The sequence below is a fragment of the Tellurirhabdus rosea genome, from assembly GCF_026278345.1.
Classification (GTDB): Bacteria; Bacteroidota; Bacteroidia; order Cytophagales; family Spirosomataceae; genus Tellurirhabdus; species Tellurirhabdus rosea.
Genome location: NZ_CP111085.1, coordinates 4,932,444 through 4,954,957 on the forward strand (window position 1 = coordinate 4,932,444; position 22,514 = coordinate 4,954,957).

At 58.1% G+C, this 22,514-nt stretch carries 17 protein-coding genes; 12 read left to right on the forward strand and 5 right to left on the reverse strand.

The features are described from left to right. Positions 1 to 21: 21 nt before the first annotated feature. The 4 genes from ORG26_RS20875 to ORG26_RS20890 form a co-directional block, all read right to left on the reverse strand. Entirely contained in the window at positions 22 to 408 is a 387-nt protein-coding gene (locus ORG26_RS20875; RefSeq protein WP_266365275.1) for a hypothetical protein, read from the reverse strand. Positions 409 to 441: 33 nt separating this feature from the next. Continuing rightward, on the reverse strand, positions 442 to 1,368 hold the full coding sequence (locus ORG26_RS20880; RefSeq protein WP_266365277.1) for a hypothetical protein: 927 nt from the start codon (positions 1,366 to 1,368) through the stop codon (positions 442 to 444). Positions 1,369 to 1,527: 159 nt separating this feature from the next. Next, the gene (locus tag ORG26_RS20885; protein WP_266365279.1) at positions 1,528 to 4,617 is read right to left on the reverse strand and encodes a two-component regulator propeller domain-containing protein; all 3,090 of its coding nucleotides are present in this window, start codon (positions 4,615 to 4,617) and stop codon (positions 1,528 to 1,530) included. 12 nt (positions 4,618 to 4,629) lie between these two features. Beyond that, positions 4,630 to 5,403, reverse strand: a complete 774-nt coding sequence (locus ORG26_RS20890) for a LytR/AlgR family response regulator transcription factor (RefSeq protein WP_266365281.1) — start codon at positions 5,401 to 5,403, stop codon at positions 4,630 to 4,632. A 252-nt stretch (positions 5,404 to 5,655) separates the two neighbouring features. On the opposite strand from ORG26_RS20890, the gene ORG26_RS20895 reads away from it, so the two are divergent. Then, entirely contained in the window at positions 5,656 to 6,057 is a 402-nt protein-coding gene (locus ORG26_RS20895; RefSeq protein WP_266365283.1) for a globin family protein, read from the forward strand. 54 nt (positions 6,058 to 6,111) lie between these two features. On the opposite strand, the gene ORG26_RS20900 is transcribed toward ORG26_RS20895, so the two are convergent. Next, entirely contained in the window at positions 6,112 to 7,638 is a 1,527-nt protein-coding gene (locus tag ORG26_RS20900) for a S8 family peptidase (RefSeq protein ID WP_266365285.1), read from the reverse strand. Between the two features lie 272 nt (positions 7,639 to 7,910). Here ORG26_RS20900 and polA point away from each other — a divergent pair, with 272 nt between their 5' ends. From polA to ORG26_RS20955, 11 genes are all read left to right on the forward strand, one after another. After that, positions 7,911 to 10,973 carry a DNA polymerase I gene (polA, locus tag ORG26_RS20905; RefSeq protein ID WP_266365287.1) on the forward strand — a complete coding sequence of 1,021 codons (3,063 nt, stop codon included), beginning with the start codon at positions 7,911 to 7,913 and terminating at the stop codon, positions 10,971 to 10,973. 290 nt (positions 10,974 to 11,263) lie between these two features. Then, entirely contained in the window at positions 11,264 to 12,295 is a 1,032-nt protein-coding gene (locus tag ORG26_RS20910) for a sensor histidine kinase (protein WP_266365288.1), read from the forward strand. A gap of 41 nt (positions 12,296 to 12,336) precedes the next feature. Beyond that, complete coding sequence (locus tag ORG26_RS20915; RefSeq protein WP_266365290.1) at positions 12,337 to 13,146, forward strand: LytR/AlgR family response regulator transcription factor; 810 nt, start codon at positions 12,337 to 12,339, stop codon at positions 13,144 to 13,146. Between the two features lie 102 nt (positions 13,147 to 13,248). Next, positions 13,249 to 13,821 (forward strand): hypothetical protein, encoded by a 573-nt coding sequence (locus ORG26_RS20920; protein WP_266365292.1) that lies wholly within the window; start codon positions 13,249 to 13,251, stop codon positions 13,819 to 13,821. 90 nt (positions 13,822 to 13,911) lie between these two features. Then, a complete protein-coding gene (locus ORG26_RS20925) occupies positions 13,912 to 14,445 on the forward strand; it encodes a hypothetical protein (protein ID WP_266365294.1) in 534 nt (177 codons plus the stop codon). Positions 14,446 to 14,652: 207 nt separating this feature from the next. Continuing rightward, positions 14,653 to 15,906 (forward strand): efflux RND transporter periplasmic adaptor subunit, encoded by a 1,254-nt coding sequence (locus ORG26_RS20930; RefSeq protein WP_266365296.1) that lies wholly within the window; start codon positions 14,653 to 14,655, stop codon positions 15,904 to 15,906. An 83-nt stretch (positions 15,907 to 15,989) separates the two neighbouring features. After that, positions 15,990 to 17,438, forward strand: a complete 1,449-nt coding sequence (locus ORG26_RS20935; RefSeq protein WP_266365298.1) for a TolC family protein — start codon at positions 15,990 to 15,992, stop codon at positions 17,436 to 17,438. Positions 17,439 to 17,651: 213 nt separating this feature from the next. Beyond that, positions 17,652 to 18,380: an ABC transporter ATP-binding protein gene (locus ORG26_RS20940; protein WP_266365300.1), complete on the forward strand. Its 729-nt coding sequence runs from the start codon at positions 17,652 to 17,654 to the stop codon at positions 18,378 to 18,380. Positions 18,381 to 18,446: 66 nt separating this feature from the next. Then, entirely contained in the window at positions 18,447 to 19,688 is a 1,242-nt protein-coding gene (locus ORG26_RS20945; RefSeq protein ID WP_266365301.1) for an ABC transporter permease, read from the forward strand. Between the two features lie 136 nt (positions 19,689 to 19,824). Next, positions 19,825 to 20,994 (forward strand): ABC transporter permease, encoded by a 1,170-nt coding sequence (locus ORG26_RS20950; protein ID WP_266365303.1) that lies wholly within the window; start codon positions 19,825 to 19,827, stop codon positions 20,992 to 20,994. A 127-nt stretch (positions 20,995 to 21,121) separates the two neighbouring features. Continuing rightward, the gene (locus ORG26_RS20955; protein ID WP_266365305.1) at positions 21,122 to 22,501 is read left to right on the forward strand and encodes a sigma-54-dependent transcriptional regulator; all 1,380 of its coding nucleotides are present in this window, start codon (positions 21,122 to 21,124) and stop codon (positions 22,499 to 22,501) included. Positions 22,502 to 22,514: the final 13 nt, after the last annotated feature.

Genomic DNA, 22,514 nt, shown 5'->3' on the forward strand with positions numbered 1-22,514 from the left:
CGGGCCACGCCCGCAGAGGTTTCAATTGTCGTAAACGAGCCGGGTCCGCTTGCAGTCGCCCGTTTCAAACCGCAGGGACGAGCTCCATTTGCCCGTTTGCTTACCGTTCAGGGTCGCCACCGCGTCGAGCGAATAACTTCCCTCCGGGCGCTGAATCCGGATCACCGAAACGCCCGTTTTGGTATCGCAGTCCGGGGTTGGTTTGGCCACCGTCCCGACAAACGGCTGGCCTATTCGGCCCACTTCCTTGTCGTTGACGCGCACCGTCAGGTTGTCGAACTTACCGACGGGCATGTTCGTGTAAATCAGGTAGGTGCCCTGTTGAGGCTGCACTTCGGCTTTGTCCTGGCAGCCGAACGCCGCGCCCAGTACCAGCAGCAGTGCTGCCATCTTTTTCATCGTTTTCATTAGTAACGTGTTGTTTGGAATGGTTGAAGAAAATTAATTGCCGCCCTGCAGGCCGTTGGGGCTAACCTGGTTAATGATCAGGGTGTTGCTGTTGCCGGGCTGGGTGACGGTCACCGAATTGCCGTCGCCCGCCTGCGTGAGATAAAACGTATTCGAGCCTCCGTCCTGCTGAAGGGTCGCTTCGTTGAAGGAGCCGGATTCCTGAAGGATGGAAGCGTAGTTGTTGAAGCCGTTCTGTTTAACCTCCACAAAACCATCGTCGCCGAGCTGGTTGATGAAAATCTGGCTTTCGTCCGAGAAATTGCCCTGACGGGTTCGCGCGAAGTTGTTGTCACCCGCCTGATTCACCAGGGCGTACGTACCGACCGCGCCGTAAATCTGCCATACATCCGCCTCGTTGAAATTTCCGGACTGGGTGATAAACGCTTCCTGGTTATACCCCTGCTGCCGGAGGGCGGCCGTGTTGTCGCTGCCTGTCTGGACCACCGACGCGAAGCTGAAATGGACTCCCGAATCGTCCTGGTGAATGGAGGCGGTGTTCCGGTCGCCTTCCTGCTGGATGGTAGCGTAGTTGTTCGACCCGCTCACCGTCTGGATGATATTGGCTTTGTTGTCGTTTCCCGGCTGGTAGATAAAGGCATTGTTGAAATCTCCAATCTGGGCAATGGACGCCTGGTTATCGTCCCCAAACTGCTGGATTTTGGCCGTGTTCTGCGAACCAACCCCGCCGCTCTGGAGAACGGCCGCCGTGTTGCCCGTGACCGGTCGGTCGGCGGTGCCCTGCTCGATGTACAGAGAGTGCTGGCTGTTGTTCTGATAAATGGACACGCTGTTCTGTCCGCCAAACTGGTCAACCTGCCCGAAGTTGTCATTGCCGGCCTGTTCGGCGGTTACGGTATTCTGGGCGTGCGCCATGGTCGAAAACAGGAGCAGGGCCGCGGGAATCACAATCTTTTTCATGGTATAAAAGAGAAGTAAATGGTTGGATGTGAGTTGATTAGTATTTGTTTTTTGACGGGTCAAAGTTGCGGACAGCTGGGCGGCCCGGCAAAAAAAGCGGGTCGAATGGTAGTAAGAACCGAAGGAAAAGGCCGGATGTGGGGAGGAAGCGTCGGAGGTTTACAGCAGGGGCACCTTCACCAGAAAGCGGTGTTCGTCGAACTGAACGGTCAGCGGCCGGTCGCTGAGGTAGCGGTACAGCGTCTGCAGACTTTCGAGGCCCTGCTGGTTGGAGGTTTCGACAAAAAGCTTGCGCTGGAGGTTGTTCTCCACCAGCAGATAGTCATCCTCGACGTACACCCGAATCGTCAGCGGGCTGTCGTCTTCCAGGGTGTTGTGCTTGATGGCGTTTTCAAACAGGTTCTGCAGCGTCACGGGCACAATGCTGCGCTGCCGGCAAGCCGCCGGGACGTCGATCAGCACACGCAGCGCGTCTTCGAAGCGGGATTGCTGCAGGTCGGTGTACTGCCGGACAAAGGCCAGTTCGTGTTCGAGGGGCACGGTTTCCTTATTGCGGCTTTGCAGGATGTAGCGGTAAATGGTCGATAATTTCTGGAGAAAAACGGACGCCTGCCGGGGTTCGGTCCGGATCAGGCTGTTGAGCGAGGTCAGGCTATTGAACAGAAAGTGCGGATTCAGGTGGTTGATCAGATTTTTGTACTGAATGTCCGTTTTGTCCCGTTCGAGGCGGGTGGCCTGCATCTGGAGGTGGTGCATCCGGGCGGTTTCGCGCGTCCGGTAACGGTAGAATCCGTAGGCCAGCCCGCCAAGCAGCAGCAGTAGCCCGGCCCGGAACCAGCCCGTCGCGTAGAAAGGCGTGGCGACGGTAATCGCCAGCCGCGCCGGTTTGACAAATCCGGACCCCGACGTCGCCCGGACCAGAAAAGTGTAGCGGCCGCCCGGCAGTTTGGTATAGTTGGCGACCGTCCGGCTGCCCGCAGACACCCATTTTTCGTCGTAGCCTTCCAGTTTGTATGCATACGAATACGTCTGCTGCGGCTGGTTCAGCACGGCGTAACTGATGCTGAAGTTGTTGTCGGTCGTGCCGAGTTCGATACCGGGCTGCCCCGCCCGCACCAGCAGCGTCGTGTCCGGCAAATCCACCCGACTGATGAGAATCTGGGCCGAAGACCACTTGCCGCTGAACCGCTCGGGCATGAACTCAATCAGGTAGCTCTGCATCGTGGTCAGGATGTGGCCGTTCCGCAGCGGAAACATGTAGTTCTCGTATTCCGCCTCCGCATCGTTGAGCGGCAGTTCGAAGTTGTAAAGAGGCCCTCCCCCGGTCGAAAAAGCGGGTAACCGGCGCAGGGGCGAAGCGGCCCGGCCCGGCGGACGTTCGGGGCTAATGACGGCAAACTTGTTCATGGCGGCCACCCAGATTCGGCCGCTGGCATCCGGACACACGGCCTTGCACTCGGTCGAGCCCAGCCCGTCGAATTCCGTCCAGATTTTGTAGGCATTCTGCTCCGGTTGGTAGCGAATCACGCCCTGACCGGCGGCGGGCAGCCAGAACTGGTTCAGCGAATCCGGCTTGAAATGAAACAGGTATTCTTCGTAAACGCTGGCCTCTCCCGGCGGAACGGCCACAAATCGCTGTTCTTTTTCGGAGAAAAAAGCAAAGCCGCCCGGAAACACGTCCAGCCACAGCGTTCCCCGGCGGTCAAAAGCCGCCTGCCGCACAAAAAAGCGGTCCTGCGGGCCGGGCTGCGGCGGAATGGCATATTCGCGCCAGGCTCCCGTCCGGGGCCGGTAGCAGACCGCCCGGTTTTTCCTCCGGCCAAAAATCCAGAGCGAATCACCGGCCGCCAGCAGGTTGCTGACCTCGCCCAGCCGCCGACCGATCCGGGCCGCCTCGGGGAAAGGACGAAAGCGGGCACTGCGTTTGTCAAAGACCAGCAGCGAATAGCTCAGCAGAACGTAGAGTTGGCTTTTGTCCGGGGAAAAAACCAGCAGCGGCCGCCCAAAACCTTCCTCGCTCGGCGCCGGGGAGGGAATCCGCAAGGAAGTCAGGCGGCCCGAAAGGGGCTGGTAATGCAGCAGCTCGTTGGTCGCCGAACTGAGCCACCACGACCCGTCGTCGTCCTCCAGAAAGCCATTCAGGCCCCGGTCGTCCCGGAGCGAAGGACGCTGGCGGCCCAGATTATGCACCCGGTAGAAAGCCCGGTCGGGGTTGGTGTACGACAGGCCGTTGATGGTGCCGAGCCAGATGGTACCGTCTTCCTGCTGCCACGCGGTCCAGAAAAAGTTGGCGGCAATCGAGGTGCGTTCCGCGGGGTCGTGGGCGAACTCGGTAAACCGTCCGCTGTTGGCCCGGCTCCAGAAAAGCGTGTGGTTCCAGGTGCTCATCCAGAGGTTGCGTGCCCGGTCCACAAAAAGAGTCGCCACCGGAAAAGCCGGTCGCCGCGGCCGGTCGGGCGGCACCAGCGTACAGGCTACCCTCTGCCGCCCGAGGTCATACTGAACGATGTGTCCGGCCGAATTGTCGGCGAAATAAAGCGCGTCGCCGCTGAGCGCCAGGGCCGTGATTTCGTGGGCGGAGAAAAGCGCCGTCTGCCGGGTTTCGGTCCGAAAATTACGGAAGCGCCCCGTGGCGAAGTCCAGAAAGTTCACCCCGGCGGCCGTGGCAATCCACAGGCCGTTGCGGGCACGGTCTTCCAGCAGGCTGTTTTTACTGATCGAGTTACTGGAAAGGGAATACGTATTCCGGGGTTGATGGAGATAATGAAAAAAACGCTGCGTGGCCGGATCGTAGCGGTAAAGCCCGAGCCGACTGCTGCAAAACCAGAGGTGCCCGTGCCGGTCGGCGAGCAGGTTGTAACAGGCGTTTAATTTCTGCCCGTTGACCCGGCGAAAGTTCTGAAACCGGCCCAGTTGCGGGTCCAGACGGCTGATGCCTTCCGACGTTCCGACCCAGATGGAACCGTCCGGCGTCTGACAAACGGCGTGGACAATGTTGCTGGCCAGGGTCTCGGGCTGCCGGGGATGATGTTTGAAAACGGAAAAACGGCTCCCGTCGAACCGGTTGAGGCCGCTGTTGGTACCCACCCACAAAAAGCCGTCCCGGTCGCGGAAAAGAGTGTAAATGAGTTTGTGCGACAGTCCCTGCGCTTCCTGAATATGCCTGAATTCGAACGGCAGCGTCTGGCCCGGCACCGTCAGGCATAATCCGGAAAGCAGCAGCACCAGCAGCAGGCGAACGGGACTCACGGCCGGCGCGGGTTAACGGTCCAGCCACCGTTTGAAGGCGGGCGCTTTCTGCCGGCTGATGTCGATCTGGACCGTCTGGTGGGGCGGACGGAGTTTCAGCACGAGCTTGGCGTTCTCCAGCGTTTTGACCTGCCCGATGGCGTCGTAGCTCACGATAAACTGGCGGTTGGCGCGGTAAAACAGGGCCGGGTCCAGCAGGTCTTCGATCTGTTCCAGCGACTCAAAATCCAGCGGATACCGGTCACCGGTCCGGGTGACCATAAAATTGATGGAGTCGTACTGGAAGAAGGCAATGTTGGCGGTTCGGACGGGCACCCAGCCTGTCCGGGCGTGGCCCAGAAACGTTTCCTTGTAGGCCGGTTTGAGGGCGGTCGGCTGGTGCAGCACATCCATCAGCCGGTGCAGATCGACGGGCAGCGAAGGCCTGGCTTTCAGCAGACTGCGGGCTTTCTGAATGGCGCGGCCCAGTTCGTCGGGGTCCACGGGCTTCAGCAGGTAATCGATGCCGTTGACCTTGAAGGCCTGAATGGCGTATTCGTTGTACGACGTGACAAAAATGATGGGGCAGGAAAGCTGGAATTTCTCAAAAACCTGAAAACTGACCCCGTCGGACAGTTGAATGTCGGCAAAGACCACGTCCGGTTCGGCATTTTCGCCAAACCACCGCAACGCCGTTTTGACGCTGGGCAGGGTTTCGACAATGCGCACTTCTTCGTCCACTTCGGCGACCTTCATGGCAAATTCGCGGGCGACGAGTTTTTCATCTTCAAGGACAACTGCGTTCATAACGGACGTGGATAGAGCCGGGAATGTTGCCAAAACAGGGAAGAACCGGGATGGTCTGCAATTTTTTGTCACTCAATAGTCGCTTTGAGGTCGGGAAACGGGCAGAAACCGGATTGAGTGGTAGCGGTTTGGCCGCGACTGGTCTGGCCGGGCCGACCACTTAACGGCATTTTGCCGCCATTCGGGCAGAAAAAATTGAGGAACACCGGGCCGCCGCTCAACTTTGGACCACGACCAGGACTTTCTTTTGAGATGACAGCTGAAGAACTAACTACGGTAAAACAAACGTGGCGACTGCTCCGGCAGACGAACCCAACCCTGCTGGGTGACCTGTTTTTTGCCCGTTTGCAGGTCGAAAACCCTGCGCTGAGTAAACGGTACGGCGGTTTTTCAGGCACGCACTACGAAGAAGCGATCCGGATGGTGAGCACCATCGTGGCGCGGCTCGAACGGCTGGATACCCTGAGTTCCTACTGGCCGGTCATTGCCCGCTACTTCGATCTGTACGGAATTCGGCCGCTGTACTACGACTCATGCTGCAATGCGCTGCTCTGGGCCATCCGCCAGGGACTGGGCCGCGACTGGACGCCGGGGGTGGAACAGGCGTGGCGGGCCTACTGCCGCCTTGTCTGCGACTGCCTTGCCGACGCCTGAGACGGTCAACCAGTGGTGGCACAACAGCGAGTCGTGCCACCACTGCCCCAACGCCTACTGCAACTGCGTCGCGGCGTTCACGTTGATGCGTCCCCAGCCGAAATCCGGGTGCCGGTTCGGGAAATAGTTGGAAGCCGCCGCCAGTTTGCTGACGACCTGCTCACGCGTGAGGCCCGGATTCTGACCCCACACCAGCGTCGCCATTCCCGCCGTCGTGGCCGTGGCGACCGAGGAACCGCCGACCGTCGAGGGCGCGTCGCCGCTCATGGCCAGTGTAATCGGGTGACGGTCATTGCCGGCTTTTTCCATCACCACCACAAAATCGATCTGGCTGCCCTTGTGGCAGGCGTCGCAGGCGCTGTTCAGATTGTCCTGAACGCCCGTTACCGCCTGCACTTCGCTCATGCTGGCCGGGAACGTGACGCCCCACCAGCCCGCCGACCAGCCGAAGGAGGTGCCGCCCGCGCAGAACATCAGTTTGCCCCGGTTGAAGGCATACCGGATGGCATCCGCGATCTGCGAACTGCTCGTGACCCGTCCCAGCGAACTGCTGGTGATCCGGATGTCGCTGCGGTTGCCCGCCAGAATGTAGGCGTCCGAAACGCCCTTAACCTCCCGCGATTCGTCGATGAGCACATCGGCCACCGCCCGGACCGAAACCAGACTGGCGTTGTAGGCCACACCGATGGCCGCTCCGTCCGTACCGCGCGGCCCCACGGCGACCCCGGCCATTGCCGTTCCGTGGCCGCAGCCGTCGCGGGGCGTTTCGTCCGGCGACCACCACCAGGCTTTCGGCATCGTGACCAGCCGTTCGACGGTCCGGCCGGTCGAAGCGCCCTGGTTGAAATTACCGGACAGATTATCCTGGTCGTAGCTGAGGCCGGTGTCGATAATCATCAGTTTCATGCCCGCGCCCGAAGTCCGGGTCCAGCCGTCCCGGATGCCGTGGAAGGGGTGGTTCCAGGAGGATTTGGACCCCGGCGATACCGTGGTGTAATCGGCTCCTTCCGCCAGCGGAATGTCCGCGATGTTGGAACCGCAGCCGCTGCTGGAGGCAACGCGGGCTTTTTTGTCGGACAGGGCCGGTTCGTAGCCCATCGGTTCGGCATAGCGCACGAGCGGAGAGCGGCGCAGCGCCTGAACGGTGGTCAGGTTTTTAACGCGGACGTTGACAACGGGCAGGGTCTGTTCCGTAAAGACCAGCAGGTCTTCCCGTTTCAGGGCCGGATTCGTTTTCCGCTCCTCGCTGAAAATGAGGTCAATCAGGGCTTCCCGGGCCGTTTTCCAGTCGCCTTCCTGAACGTTGATCGTGTGAATGACGGCGCGCAGGTCGGCATCGGCCGAGGCGGGTTTGTAGCCCACGGACATCACCTGATCGGAGTTTTGGAGGGCGCTCCAGACGGTCTGTTCCGAGGCCATGTCCCAGCGGAACTCACCGGTTTCCTTCAGCTTTTTCCAGATCATCGCGTCGATATCGGCCGGATTCTGAGCGGATTGGGAAACGGTTTCGGGGACTTTTAAATCATTCTGACAGCCATAGAGGGACGCTGCCAGCAAGGCAAGGATGTAGCGTTTTTTCATAAACGAGCAGGAAAGGGTAGATGGAATAATCAGACGCCTAATTTTACAAAAAGAGAAGATTATTTTGTATTATTTTTATTAAGTGTAGCCGCGGGCCACTTTTCCTGTTCGGAACGTCCGGTAAGTCAGGAGGCGGTCCCCAAAATATTTTGAAGAGAGAGGGCCATATCTGCCGGAATGGCAAACTCCGCCGGGCTTATTCCCGTTTTGTTTAATAAGAGTAAAATCGGATTTTTGGCCTCCGGGAAAAATGCCCGGACCGCACGATTCACATGGCGAAACCAGAGAAAAAATTGTTCCTGCTGGATGCAATGGCGCTGATCTACCGCGCTCATTTTGCGTTCAACAAAGCTCCCCGTATCAACTCCAAGGGCATGAATACCAGCGTGGTGTTCGGCTTTGCCAACGCCCTGCTGGAAATTCTTCAGAAAGAGAAACCGACCCATATCGGCGTAGCCTTCGATTCGGGAAAGGCCACCTTCCGGCACGAAGCGTTCGCCGACTACAAAGGCACCCGCCAGGCCATGCCCGAAGACATCGGCATTGCCATTCCGTACGTCGTCCGGCTCATCGAAGGCATGGACATTCCCATCCTGAAAGTAGATGGCTTTGAAGCCGACGACGTGATCGGAACGCTCGCCAAGAAAGCTGCCCGCGCTGGTTTTGAGGTGTTTATGATGACGCCGGACAAGGATTTCGGGCAGCTCGTCGAAGAGCATATTCACATTTACAAGCCCGCCTTTATGGGCAAAGCCGCCGAAAAACTGGGCGTGACCGAAGTGCTCGACCGCTGGCAGATTCAGGAAATCAGCCAGGTGACGGACATGCTCGGGCTGGTCGGCGATTCGGTTGATAACATTCCGGGTATTCCGGGCATCGGCGAAAAAACGGCGCAGAAACTGATTTCGGAATACGGCTCGGTCGAAAATCTGATCGCCAACGCCGACCAGCTGAAAGGCAAGCTGAAAGAAAACGTCGAAAAGTTTGCGCAGCAGGGCCTGCTCTCGAAGCAGCTCGCGACCATTCACATCGACGTGCCGATTGAATTTCACGAACAGAACCTCTGTTGCAGCCAGCCGAAGAAGGACGATCTGCTGAAGCTGCTGGACGAACTGGAGTTCCGGCAGCTGCGCAAACGACTGCTCGGCGACGACTACGACGACCCGAACCCGTTCCCGGCGGCCCCGGCCAAAGGCGGCCAGATGAGCCTGTTCGGCGGCGGCGACCTCGGGGCGGATACCCGTCCGGCTAAAGAGCCTTCCGGCGCTTCCGAACTGCCGTTTGTCTTCGACGACGGCGCGCGCAACGCCGCTCCACCGGCCCCGGCCGGCCGCCGTTCGGCCAAAACGCCCGTGACGCCCCCGGCCGCTTCCGGCTCCGCCGCCACGCCTTCCGAAGTGACCGACCCCGCCACGCTCGAATCGGCCGACCAGTCGGGGACCGGCCGGACCCCGGACGGACGGCCCGCTTTCCTGTCGTACGAAATGGAGGAAGGGCAGGAGAGCCGGACCCCGGAGCGCCGCAAAGACATTTACTCGGTGGTGCACGACTACCGGCTCGTCGATACGCCCGAACTGCGGCAGAGTCTGGTGCACTACCTCGGCAAGCAGACCGAATTCTGTTTCGACTCCGAAACGACCTCTACGGACCCCGTCGAGGCGGACCTCGTCGGGCTGTCGTTTTCGTACTGCAAAGGCGAGGCGTTTTATGTGCCCGTTCCGCCGGACCGGGAGGAAGCCCAGGCCATTGTCGATGAGTTCAAGCCGGTGCTGGAGAATCCGGCGATTCAGAAAATCGGGCAGAACCTGAAATACGACCTGCTGATGCTGAAAAAATACGGCGTCGAAGTGCAGGGCAAGCTGTTCGATACAATGGTGGCGCACTACCTCATCGAACCGGAGCAGCGGCACAACATGGACATCATGGCGCTGACGTACCTCAATTACGCGCCGGTATCCATCGAATCGCTGATTGGTAAAAAAGGCCCGAAACAGCTCACCATGCGCGACATCGACGTGCAGCGAGTGGTCGAATACGCGGGAGAGGACGCCGACGTGACGCTTCAACTGAAGGAGATTTTTGCCCAGAAATTAGAGGAAGTCCAGCTTACGAAGCTGTTCGAGCAGGTGGAAATGCCGCTGGTGCGGGTGCTGACGGATATGGAACTGGAAGGCGTGCGGGTGGACACGGCCGCGCTGGCCGAACTGTCGGCAACGCTCGAAACCGACATGAAAGGAGTGCAGCAGCAGATTTACGAAATGGCGGGAGGGCCGTTCAACATCGGGTCGCCGAAGCAGCTCGGCGAGATTCTGTTTGACAAACTGAAACTGGATAAAAACGCCAAAAAGACCAAAACGGGGCAGTACGCAACGGGCGAAGAGATTTTGTCGGAGCTGGAAGAGGAACACGAAATTGCCCGGAAGATTCTGGATTACCGCGAACTGGTCAAGCTGAAAAACACCTACGTGGACGCCCTGCCGCAACTGATCAGCAAACGCGACGGCCGGATTCACACCTCGTTCAACCAGGCCGTGGCGGCTACCGGCCGTCTGTCGTCGACCAACCCGAACCTGCAAAACATCCCGATCCGGACGCCGCGGGGGCAGGAGATTCGGAAGGCGTTTGTGCCGCACGACGAAAACTTCCTGATCATGTCCGCCGACTATTCGCAGATCGAACTGCGCATCATGGCGGCTTTCAGCGGCGACCAGACCATGCTCGACGCCTTCAACAACGACATCGACATTCACACCCAGACGGCCAGCAAGGTCTTTCACGTACCGCTCGAAGAGGTGACGGGCGACATGCGGCGGAAGGCGAAAATGGTCAATTTCGGCATTATCTACGGTATTTCGTCGTTCGGGCTGGCCCGGCGGCTGAAGATTCCGCGCAAGGAAGCCTCCGAAATCATCCAGAACTATTTCACGGAGTTCCCGGCCATCAAGGAGTACATGGACCGCAGCATCGAGCAGGCCCGCGAACGGCAGTACGCCGAAACCATTCTGGGGCGTCGCCGCTACCTGCGCGACATCAACTCCCGCAACATGACCGACCGGACGTTTGCCGAGCGCAACGCCATCAACGCCCCGATTCAGGGCACGGCGGCGGACATGATCAAAATCGCGATGATCCGCATTGCCGACTACATCCGCGAAAATCGCCTGCAATCGCGCATGATCCTGACCGTGCATGACGAACTGGTTTTTGAGGTGCATAAGGACGAGGTGGAGCAGCTGAAAGGGAACGTCGAGGAAATCATGCGCACGGCGATTCCGCTGGCGGTGAAAATGGAGACGGGCATCGGCATGGGCGCAAACTGGCTGGTAGCGCACTAAACGGGAGTATTCCAAACGCGTCGGCCCGCTTCGCAGCTGCGAAGCGGGCCGTTGTGCTTTAGGGCGGCCGGACGTTTTTGGAAAGTGAAGCATACAACTCATGCGCTGATTTGCGTGATTCGGGCCCTTTGTGCGACGAGTGGAACCCTGCTCCGTTGGCCGCTTCCACTCCATGCGTTTGTTTTGTATCGTTCAAACAGCCCAAAGCCCGAACCCCGGAGAGTCGGACACGAAACAACGAGGCGAAATGAAGAGGTCTGTTACCTTAGCCTTAAAACAACGCTTTGCCGATGAAGTCAGTGAATAGTTACCGGATCCGGATCATTGGAATTCTGGTTTTTGCCATCCTCCGGCTGGGTCTTATGGCCGCCGAAATCCTGAGCGGGGAGGCTCTCCCGCTGATTCTGGTGATCGACAATACGCTGGTGGCGGCGCTGATGATCTGGGAATCGAGCCGGGCGGTGGTGGTGTACATCCACCGGAAATACCCGCTCAGCGCCCTGTCGGGCCGGCGTTTCGGCCGGGAAGCCCTGCTGCTGGCCGTGGTCATCGCGCTGATTTTTTTCGCCCGGGCGATGGTCTACCGGCACTTTTACCCACAGGACACTGCCCCCGTGGCGTTCTACATTTTCGGGCTGTTTTACACCTACCTGTATGCGGTGCTGGCGGCCGCTTTTTACGAACTGCTCTTTTATATGGAAGCCTGGCAGAAAGCAAATCAGGAAGCCGAACAACTGAAGAAAGCTAACCTGATGAGCCAGCTGGACTCGCTGAAAAATCAGGTGAAACCGCACTTTCTGTTCAACAGCCTCAACACGCTGACGGCCCTGGTGGAAAAAGACCAGGCGCAGGCGGTCCGGTTCATCGCCGAACTCTCGAAGGTGTACCGCTACCTGCTCCAGAGCAACGAAAAAGAACTGATTTCGCTGACCAGCGAACTCCAGTTTGCGCAGGCTTATTTCTACCTGCTGCAAACCCGCTTCGGCAACGGAATCTCGATGGACATCGCCGTGGACGAGGCGTACGCTGACAGCCAGATTCCGCCTCTGACGGTGCAGATGCTGCTCGAAAATGCGGTGAAGCACAATCAGGTATCCATCTCCAAACCGCTGCGGGTGCAGATTTCGGTGGAAGACGGACGCTGGCTGACCATCGCCAACAACATCCAGCGCAAACGGACCAGCGTGCCGGGCAACGGGATGGGACTCAGCAATATCGCCGCCAAGTACCACCTGCTCAACCAGCCGGAAATGCACGTGATGGACGGACCGGACCAGTTCGTCGTGAAAGTGCCGCTGCTGAAAAGCGGAGTGGTAATTTGAAGTAAAAATCTGATTGTAAGTAGTATAGACTCTTTATCCTTATGAATCTGTTTATTATCGAAGACGAAGTTGTCGCCGCCGAACGCATCCGCGAACTGGTGCAGCAGACCGAACCGGACGCCCGCATCGTGGGCTGGGCCGACAGCATCGAAGACAGCGTGCTTTTCCTGCAAACGCACGGCATGGGCCCCGACGGCGCGCCGCATCCCGACAAGCCGGACCTGATTCTGATGGATATTGAACTGGTGGACGGACAGAGCTTTGAGATCTTTCAGGAAGTAGAGGTGACCTGCCCGGTCATTTTCACCACCGCCTACGACGAATACGCGCTGCAGGCGTTTAAGGTCCACAGCATCGACTATCTGCTGAAGCCGATTCAGCGCGAGGAACTGCGGCAGAGCCTGGCCAAGTTCCGGCAACTCCGGTCGGTCTACAAACCGGCTTCTCCGGCCTTCGATGTCAACACGCTGATCGAAGAACTGCGGCGTTCGACGGCACCGGCGCCGGTCACCAGGCGCGAACATTTTCTGGTCAAGCAGGGCCAGCGCCTGATTTCGATCAGCGCCGGAGAGATAGCCTACTTCTACACCGAAGACCGGGTGACCTTTCTGAAAGCGCACGACGGCCGTTACTTCCCGATTGACCAGACGCTCGAAGAAGTGGAGCAGCAGGTCGATGAACGGCAGTTTTTCCGGGCCAGCCGCCAGTATCTGGTCGAGCGCCGGGCCGTCAGCGGGGTGTATGTGCACCTCAACGGCAAACTGAAAGTGACCGTCAAGCCCGTGGTAAACGACATGATTTTTGTAAGCCGCGACCGCGCCCCGGAGTTCAAGAAGTGGCTGGGAGCGTAAAAAAGGCCGCGTTTCGCCGCGGGGCTGCGCTTTTGTCTTCCGGCGAAGCCAACTGTTCTGTAGTTAAGTGCCTGATTGCTGATTTTCTAAACAACAAAAACGATGAACAACAAAATGCTGGGCGCCGTGGCGCTGCTGGGGGCTCCTGCGATGGCCCTGGGAATCTGGATGGAAGAACGGTACGCCGAGGGGCTGCCTTCCTGGTGGCAGGGCGCCTGGGGTGTGCTGTACCTGACGGGCTTTATGGCCAGTATGCTGGCTTTTCGCCGCATGGAGGTGGCCGGAGAGAATCGGCTGGGCGGGCTGCTTCCGCGGCTGATGCTGGTAACGCTGACCATCGGCAACCTATCGAACCTCTGGCTGATGATAGCGCCGGAAAAGCGGACCACCTTTTATTTTGTGCTGGATGCGGGCTGGCCGCTGAGCCATGTGCTGATGCTGGTGTTCGGGATTCTGGTGGCCAAAGCCGGTGTGCTGCGGGGCTGGAAACGGTACGTGCCCCTGTTCTGCGGCGGCTGGCTGCCGCTGGCGATGGCGACCAAGATCGCGGACGCTTCCGCCCTCAGTTTTGTCTTCGGGAGCGTCTACAACGCCCTGGCCTGGTCGCTGCTCGCCCTGGTGGTTCTGACCAGCGCTTCTTCCCAAAATAGCTTCGCTGTAAAAGCTTTCCATTAAGTTTTAATAACCCAACAACCCAAAGCGTGGACCCTAAAACGTCCTACGCCGGGCCTCGTACGTCCTTTTTTTAACAACAACTGATGAATCATGAAAAAGTACCTGTTATCCGTCCTGACGCTGCTGTCGCTGGCGACGGCCTGCACCCCGCTTGACGAGAAAATTGACCCGGCCATTCAAAGCAAAGTGCCTTCCGAGGCGCAGGGCCAATGGATGTGGGGCGCGTTCTCCCGCGACGATTTCAAAAACTACAACGGCACCATCAGCGGCAAACCGTTCGAACAGTGCTACGTGCTGGAATTGGCTCCGAACGGCGAATTTGAGCAGTACGTCATTAATTCCGCCAGTAGTTACAGCTGCAAAACCGAGGCCTTTTCGTACTTCAAAGGCAAGGTGAAGTTCAACGAAGAGGAGGAGTCGTTTACGCTGACGCAGACGTACGGCAATTTTCGGGGGTATTATTCCTGCTACCCGAACAAAAACTTCCGGCGGGATGCCAAAGCCAGTGAGCTGAAAACGACCAAATATTACTACAGCTACCAGACATCGGGCAACCGCCGGCTGATGGTGCTGCGGGCGACGCCGAACGATTCGCAGGGCATGTTTCTGACCTATTCGGAGTAAAGACCGCCGGTTTTTACGGAGTGAATTGCTGTTTACAGTGTAATTAAAAGCGGTGCGGCTGATAGCTGTACCGCTTTTTGTTTGCGCACAATCCGTGCGAAATCGCACAGTATCATCAAATATGTTTTTCGGTAAAAAGCTGATTTTTAATTGGTTGTTCGCTGGCACGTTCCTTGGCTTATAAATAGCGAAACCGCAACAAACGCTATGGACCGCGAACTGGCACCTGAACTTGTAACCAAATCCCGCCGCAAAACCTGGCTGATCGGCACCGTGGTCGTAACGGGCCTGGCCGCCTCTGTTTTCTGGTTCCGGGGGCTGCTGGAAACATCCGTGAATGCCGCCGAAATCCGGGTTGTCACCGCCGAAACGGGCCCCGTCGAAAACACCCTGAATGCTACCGGCGAAATCATTCCGGCCTACGAACAGATCATCACCAGCCCCATCCGGGCGAGCATCCGGCGGGTTCTGCTGACGCCCGGCACCCGCGTCCGGTCAGGTCAAGCCATCCTCGAACTGGACAAATCGCTGTCGCTGATCGAACTCGACAAACTGAAAGACCAGCTGGCTCTGAAGCGCAACAGCATCGACCAGCTCCGGATGAAACTGAACAAGGGCCTGTTCGATGCCGAAGTAGCCGACCAGATCAAATCCCTGAACATCAACAAGCTGAAGGCCGAACTGGAAGATGCCCGCCGCCTGCAGAAAGTCGGCGGACGCACGCAGGAAGATGTCACCCGCGCCGAAAACGCCCTGAAGATTGCCCTGCTGGAGAAGAAGCAGCTGGAAAACGACCTCGGCTACAACCGGCAGTCGATGGGGGCGAGCCTCCGCGAGTCGCAGCTCCAGGCCGACATCGAAGGGCGCAACCTGAAAGAACTGGAATACAAACTCCGCCAGGCCGACATCCTGACCGACCGCGAAGGCGTGCTGACCTGGGTGAACGAGAACATTGGCACGGCCGTCAACGAGGGCGATATGCTGGCCAAGCTGGCCGATCTGGGTTCGTTCCGGGTCGATGGCTCCGCCTCGGATGTGTACGCTGACCGGGTGAAGCCGGGGCTGCCCGTGATCGTCAAGCTCAACGAACAGAGCCTGCGCGGCACCATTTCGCAGGTGAAGCCTGCGGTGAAGAACGGAATCGTGCAGTTTGCCGTGCAGCTCGACGACAACCGGCATACCTCGCTGCGGCCGAACATGAAGGTGGAAATTTTCATCGTGACCGAACGCAGCCCGCGGGCCATCCGGGTTGCCAACGGCCCGGCGTTCAAAGGCCCCCGGCGGCAGTCGCTTTTTGTCCTGAAAGACGCCCACACGGCCGAGCGGCGCGAGGTGGAAGTCGGGCTGTCCAATTTTGATTATGTCGAACTGAAAAGCGGCATTCAGGCGGGGGAGAAGGTGATCGTGACGGATTTGAGCAAATATGAGCACTTGCAGACGATAACAGTAAACAACAAATAGAACCTGGATTACGCAGATTTTTCTGATTTAGCCGGATGTGTAAAGTTCAGCTTCAGAAGGGATGCGTAAGATTAATCACCGCCATGAAAAAGCTTTTACTTCTCCTGCTTCCCTTTACCGCCTCGGCGCAGTCGCAGCTCCTGACACTGGAGGATGCGGTGGCGCTGGCCAAAAGCGGGTCGGTGGCGGCGCGGCAGGCCACAACCCAGAAGCAGACCAACTACTGGACGTACCGGGCCTTTCTGGCGGATTTTAAGCCGCAGCTTAGCCTCAACGGCACGCTGCCCAGCTTTACGCGCTCGTTTGTCGAGGTGCAGCAGCCGGACGGAACGGTCAATTTTGTGCCCATTTCGAACAACAATTCGCTGGTGAACCTCTCGCTTTCACAAAGCATCTGGCAGACGGGCGGAACGGTTTTCGTTCAGAAGCAACTGCAGCGGTTCGACGATTTTCAGCGGAACAACACGCTGTACAACGGCATCCCGTTCGGGGTCGGATTCGCCCAGCCGCTGTTTCGCTTTAACCCGATGAAATGGGACCGCCGCATCGAGCCCCTGCGGTACAGCGAGGGCAATCAGAAAGCCATCGAAGACCTGGAACGCATCGGCCTGAACGCGACCGGCCTTTACTTCGATCTGCTGGTGGCGCAGGTGAACCTGCAGATTGCCGAAAAGAACCGGAGCAACAACGACACCCTGTTCCGGATTGCCCAGAAAAAACTGGAACTGGGAAAGATCAGCCAGAACGACCTGCTGCAACTGCAGCTCGGCGTGCTGACGGCGCAGAAAGACCTCGCTTCGGCCCGGCAGGCAGCGGAGGTGGCTTCGCTAAAACTGCGGACGTACATGGGCATCCGGGAGGAAAATGGCGCCCAGCCCCGGCCGCTCGAACTGACGATTCCGGCCCGGCTCGAAGAATTTCCGGTCAACATGCAGCAGGCGCTCAAAGAAGCGTTTGCCAACCGGGCGGATGCCATCGCCTTCCAGCGGCGACTGCTGGAAGCCGAGCGCGACGTCAACAAAGCCCGGAAAGACAACGGCCTCAACGCCACGCTGACCGCCGCTTTTGGCCTCTCGAACCGGGGTCGGCGGCCGACCGACGTGTACCAGCACCCGCAGGACCGGGAGTTTGTCGAAGTGCAGTTTACGCTTCCACTGGTGACCTACGGGCGCCAGCAGGCCCGCCTCGAAACGGCCCGGGCCAACGAACAACTCGCCCGACAGTCGGTGGAGCAGGACAAGCTGACCTTCGAACAGGAGGTCTACACCCAGGTCACGCTGCTGGACATGCTCCGGAAACAGGTCCGGCTGACGGCCGAAGCCGACGGGATCGCGGCGGCCCGGTATCAGATTGCCCAGGACCGCTTTCTGCTCAGCGACCTGAGCGTGACGGACCTCGGCATCGCCACCCAGGAAAAGGACCGTGCCAAACGGGACTATATTCTGGCCCTGCGCGACTACTGGCAGGCTTACCACACGCTCCGCCTGCTGACGCTTTACGATTTTGAACGAAATGAGAAAATAAAGTACTGACGGGTTTCTCGGAGATTGTAGTTTCCCGCAGATGCCCGCAGATTTTAAGCGCAGATTTTCGCGGATTAATGCGCTGATAATTTGCGAGAATCTGCGTCTAAAATCTGCGGGCATCTGCGAGAAACCACAATCTGCGGGAAACACCCCAAGCGTGGCGAAACACCCCAAGCGTGGCGAAACAACACTCTTAAAAAACATAACGGACAACAAATTATGATCACCCTCACAAACATCGAGAAAGTGTACCGCACGAGTTCCATCGAAACGCTGGCGCTCAACAACGTCAACCTGAGCATCCGCCAGGGTGAGTTCGTTTCCATCATGGGGCCGTCGGGCTGCGGGAAATCGACGCTGATGAACATCATGGGGCTGCTCGATGAGCCGTCCAAAGGCAGTATCGCCATCGACGGCAAGCCCGTCGGCAGCTACCGCGACCGGGAACTGGCCCGCCTGCGCAACGAGAAGATCGGCTTTATCTTCCAGAGCTTCCACCTCATCAACGACCTCTCGGTGCTGGACAACGTGGAGATTCCGCTGCTGTACCGCAAAGGGGATTCTCCCGGCAAATCCCGCCGCGACCTGGCAGCCGAGGCGCTCGAAAAAGTGGGCCTGAGCAACCGCATGAAGCACTTCCCGAACCAGCTTTCGGGCGGACAGAAGCAGCGGGTGGCCATCGCCCGCGCCATCGTCGGCGGACCGGAGATCATCCTCGCCGACGAACCGACCGGGAACCTCGACAGCGCTATGGGTCAGGAAATTATGAGCATCCTCCACGGCCTCAACCGCGAAGGCTCCACCATCGTGATGGTTACCCACGACGAAACGATGGCCCGCCAGACCCACCGCCTCATCCGACTCTTCGACGGCTCGATGGTGGGAGATACGGAATTGAGGAATAGCGAATTACTGAATAGCGAATTGGCGAATAGGCTCCGCCAATAAGATGTTCTGCAGAGCGTATTCGCCAATTCGCTATCCACTAATTCGCTATTAAAACTCTGGACTCTCATGATTCTCAATTACATAAAAATCGCCTGGAAGGTGTTGCTGCGGCATCCGTTTTACACCTTCATCACGCTTTTCGGCATCAGCCTGACCCTGACGGTGCTGATGGTGCTGACCTCGTTTATCGATCACCTCGTCGGCAGTCATTACCCCGAAAACCGCCGCAACCGGATGCTGTACGTTCAGAAAGTGCAGCTGACGGACTCGCTAAAACAGTCGCGGAACATGGGCCCGGCCAGTTATGAATTCATGAAAAAATACGTGCTGACGCTGAAAACGCCCGAAAAGATCGGCATTGCGACCATTTTTGGCAGCGCGAACGCCTATGTGAATGGGAAACGCATTAGCCTCAATACCAAGCTGACCAACGCCGGTTTCTGGGAGGTGACGGATTTTACCTTTCTGGAAGGCAAGCCATTCAACGAGCAGCATATCGCGAACGGCGACGCGGTGGCCGTCATTACCGACGACCTGAAACGGCAGTATTTTGAAGACCCGACCCAGCCCGTGGTTGGAAAGTCCATCGAGGTGGACAACGTGACCTACCGCATTCTGGGCGTGGTGGAAGGGGTTCCGGTGACCCGTCCGAACACCTCCGCCGATATTTATTTTCCGTACAATGTGGGCAAAAGCAACTACCGCAACCCCGGCATGATGGGCAATTACACCGCCATGTTGCTGGCCCGGAAGCCGTCCGATTTTGCGGCCATTCAGGCGGAGTTCCAGAGCGTTATCAGCCGGATTCCACGTCCGCAGGAAAGCGACGGATTCAAGTTTTTCTACATTGACGTAAAAGCGGAGACTTTTCTGGAAAGTTTTCTCAGCAACGTCATTGAGCGCAATGCCTCCGGCTATTTCTACACGGTGGTCGGCCTGGTGATGCTCCTGTTTATGAGCCTTCCGGCGATCAACCTGGTGAATGTGAACGTCAGCCGGATCATGGAACGGGCCTCTGAAATCGGCATTCGGAAGGCGTTTGGAGCGCCTACGCGGACGTTAATGGGCCAGTTTGTGATTGAAAACCTGTTCATCACCTTTATCGGCGGGGCCATTGCGCTTCTGCTTTCGACCCTCGTCATCTATCTCATCAACCAGAGCGGCTGGATTGCCCGGGCAGACCTGACCATCAACCTGTCGGTATTCCTGACCAGCCTGTTAGTCTGCTTTGTGTTCGGCCTGATGTCAGGAGTCGTCCCCGCCCTCCGGATGTCCAAACTGTCGATTGTGGAGGCGCTAAAATCTTAATGAGTGAATGAGTGAATGAGCGGTCCACCGCACCGGTGAATTGCTCTGCCGGATTTCAATTTCTGCGAAATATCTCACTTCACTCAATCGCCCATTTACTCACTCAATCACTCAATCATTCATTCACTCAATCAAAATGCTACAACACCTCTTCAAACTCATGTGGAACAAGAAGCGGGCGCACGGCCTGCTGATTGTCGAAATACTGGCTTCGTTTCTGGTTCTGTTCGGCGTTTCCAGCCTGATCATTTACAACCTGCGGAATCACCAGCAGCCTATCGGTTTCGATTACCAGAACGTGTGGATCGTCGATCTGCGACCGTCGGATATGCCGGATTCCCTCCAGATAGAGGTCCGGCGCCAGCTGAAAGAGCGGGCCTTGAGCTATCCGCAGGTGGAAGCCGCCAGTTTTTCTACCAGCGTTACGCCGATGTCGATGAGTCGATCCAACTCGAATCTTAGCTACAAAAAAGCCAGCACGATGGTCGATTTTGCGACTTTCGACGAAGACTTTGCGCGTACGCTGCGGATGCAGGTGGCGGAAGGCCGCCTGTTCAATAAAGCGGATGAAGCCGACCAGCTCCAGCCGGTCATCATCAACCGGGCCTTGCAGGAGAAGCTTTTTGGCGATGAACCGGCCCTGGGGAAATTCCTGGGTGAAGGAAAAGAACGGCGGCGGATTGTAGGAATCATGGAATATTTCAAACAGCGCGGCGAGTATCAGGAAAACACGCCGGTCATGATTCAACTGGCCAAAGGGGAGGAAAAGAAATGGGTGAACAACCTGATGATTCGGGTAAAGCCCGGAACGGACGCCACGTTTGAAGCCCAGATGATGCGGGACTTCGGAAACATCGCCAAAGGCTGGAGCATGGACGTGACCTACATGGAGAAGCAGCGCGAAAACCAGCACAATCTGGTGATAGTGCCGGTGATCATTTTCCTGGTCGTCAGCGGGTTCCTGCTGATCAACGTCGCCCTGGGCCTGTTTGGCATTCTGAACCTGAACATCGCCAAACGCCGGGAAGAAATCGGCCTGCGGCGGGCACTGGGAGCCACGGCATCGGGCGTTTCCCGGCAGTTTGTCGGCGAAATCTGGGTGCTGGCGACGTTCGGGCTGCTGATCGGACTTATCTTTGCCGGACAGTTTCCGCTCATGAATGTCTTTGACCTGGAAGCGGGCGTTTACCTGCTCGCCATGCTGGTGTCGGTTCTGGTCATCTACGGCATCGTGACGCTCTGTGCCCTGTACCCCAGCCGCCAGGCCGCGACGATCCAACCCGCCATGGCGCTGCATGAAGAATAATGAATAATGAATAATGAATGATGAATGATGAACCGCGGCGGCGGAACGAAATGAAGGAAGCGGGATTTTGTTGGGCGGGCACGATGTACAACTACCACTCAAAATTCATTATTCATTAATTAAAGCCATGCTTCTGATCATTGACGACGATATTGCCGTACAAACCTCGCTTTCCCTGCTGTTTCGGAAGGCGGGGTTTGCGGTGCTGACGGCGGATTCGCCGGACCGCGCCATCGACATTCTGACCGCCGAGACGCCCGAACTCGTCGTGCTGGATATGAATTTTTCCATCGAAACCAGCGGGGAGGAGGGGCTACGGCTGCTCAATGTCATCCGGCGCATGCACCCGTCCGTGCCCGTTATTCTGATTACCGGCTGGGGCAGCATCGAACTGGCGGTGCAGGGTATGAAGGCCGGTGCCCGTGACTTCATCACCAAACCCTGGCAGAACGACCACCTGCTACAATCCGTCCGGACCGCGCTCAATCTGGCCCAAACCGAACAGGGACCGACCGAAGAAAGCCGTTCGAATCGCCGGACCGCCCGGCAGCAGACGGGCTTCGAGCAGATTGTGGGGCAGGACGCCAGCCTGCTGGAAGTGCTCGAAACCATCAGCCGCGTAGCCCCGACCGATGCCTCCGTGCTGATTACGGGCGAAAGCGGAACCGGCAAGGAACTCATCGCCGAGGCGATCCACCAGAACAGCCGCCGCCGGACCAAACCCTTTGTGAAGGTGAATCTGGGCGGCATTTCGTCCACGCTGTTTGAAAGCGAACTCTTCGGCCACGTGCGCGGCGCGTTCACCGACGCCCGTTCCGACCGCACGGGCCGCTTCGAACTGGCCGATAAAGGCAGCATCTTTCTGGACGAGATCGGCGACCTTGACCCGGCCTCCCAGGTAAAACTGCTCCGCGTGCTGCAGGACCGGACATTCGAGCCGCTGGGCAGCAGCCGCAGCCGGACGGTGGACGTGCGCGTGATCTGCGCCACCAACCGGAATCTGGAGGAAATGGTCGAAAAGGGGCAGTTTCGGGAAGACCTGTTTTACCGCATCAACCTCATCACCGTTAAGCTGCCCGCCCTGCGCGAACGGCCCGGCGACATTCCGCTGCTGGTACAGTATTTCGTCAATAACCTGAAAGCCATCTACGACCGGCCGCTGCTGCAGGTGAGTCCGGCGGCGATGAAATGGCTCCAGACCCTGCCGCTGCCCGGCAACATCCGGCAGCTGAAAAACGTGGTGGAACGGGCCGTTCTGCTGGCTACCCGCAACGTGCTGGAAGTAGAAGACTTTCAGCGGCACCTTTCCGGACAGGCACCCCAAACGGCCAGACTGCCGGGCGTGGGCCTGATGACGCTGGAGGAAATGGAGTACGAGATGATCCGCCGGGCTATGGAATTTCACCAGAACCGGGTAGCGCGGGTCGCGAAGGCGCTGGGCATTACGCGGTTCGCACTATACCGAAGGCTGGAAAAGTACGGAATTGCGTATAATGCGGACGAGTAGTTCTCGCAGATTG